1 protein-coding gene and 1 pseudogene are annotated in these 1,085 nt (G+C 34.7%); both read right to left on the reverse strand.

What is annotated here, in order from left to right:
• Positions 1–350: pseudogene (locus tag BT107_RS17335) on the reverse strand (tetratricopeptide repeat protein); the annotation flags it as partial.
• A 12-nt stretch (positions 351–362) separates the two neighbouring features.
• A partial coding sequence (locus BT107_RS17340; RefSeq protein ID WP_072305092.1) for a PorP/SprF family type IX secretion system membrane protein occupies positions 363–1,085 on the reverse strand: 723 nt, incomplete at its 5' end.

Here is a 1,085-nt window from a genome sequence, read left to right on the forward strand (position 1 = left end):
TCAAATTTACGCATCCAAGTATCTGACTCGTCATAGTTTCCTAATGATTTTAGGGTTAAAGCGTATTTGTAAATTTCTTCAGGATCTACGGTAGCTCCTTCTAAATTCACCAATTTTTTGTACCAAGCAGCTGCATTTTCATACCTAGCATTTAGGTAATTTGAGTTGGCGAGTTTTCTGTAAATAGTTTCAGAGCTATATCCAAGATCAATCAATCTTTCGTAGACATCAATGGCCTCGGCATATTGATAGCTCTCAAATTTATCATCGGCCCTTTTTTCTTTTTTAGTTTGTGCGTTTGTAAGAGCACAACAAAATAAAAAGGCAAGTGTTATATATTTAAATTTCATTTATTTTGTTTTTTAGAAGAATCTAGGGGTAATTACTTTTTTGTATCTGGATCTTAACTCATATCTTAAAAACACTTCAAAAGAACCATCGTTAAAAGAAGAATTTCCAAGATCAGTAGTTTCTTTATCGTATGCAAGTCCTAGCATTAATTGTTCACTAAGTTGAAACCCAACAAGAGCACTTACAGCAGCATCCCAGCGGTAAGCTGCACCAAAGCTAAACTTATCTCTAAGTAAAAAAGTAGCCGATAAATCAGCTTGTAAAGGCGCACCTTTAACTGCTTTAATAAGCGCAGCAGGTTTTAGTTTTAGATCTCTATTTAGTTCAAAAACATAGCCTGTAATTAAATACCAGTTCATACGTTCTACGGCAACAAAAGAACTATTAACGCCACCAGAATTATCAAAATGTTCAGTTTCTAAAAAGTTAGGAACCGAAAGACCGGCATAGAATTTATCTGTATGATAATAAACACCAGCTCCAAAATTGGGAGAGAATTTTTTATCAATATCATTGTACCCGGCAGGGGTAGATTCTTGTCTGTAATTTGCTAGTTTAGAAAAATCGAGGTTAAGAAAATGTCCACCAGCTTTTAAACCAAATGATAATTTACCTTGATCACTAGTAGGAACTGTATAAGAAAAAGCAGCATCTACATAGGTATCTTGATTTGTACCATTACCAATTTCATCGTGTACCACAGACAATCCAAGTCCGACTCTTCTAGAGACAGG

The sequence above is a fragment of the Cellulophaga fucicola genome (assembly GCF_900119145.1).
Lineage (GTDB): Bacteria > Bacteroidota > Bacteroidia > Flavobacteriales > Flavobacteriaceae > Cellulophaga > Cellulophaga fucicola.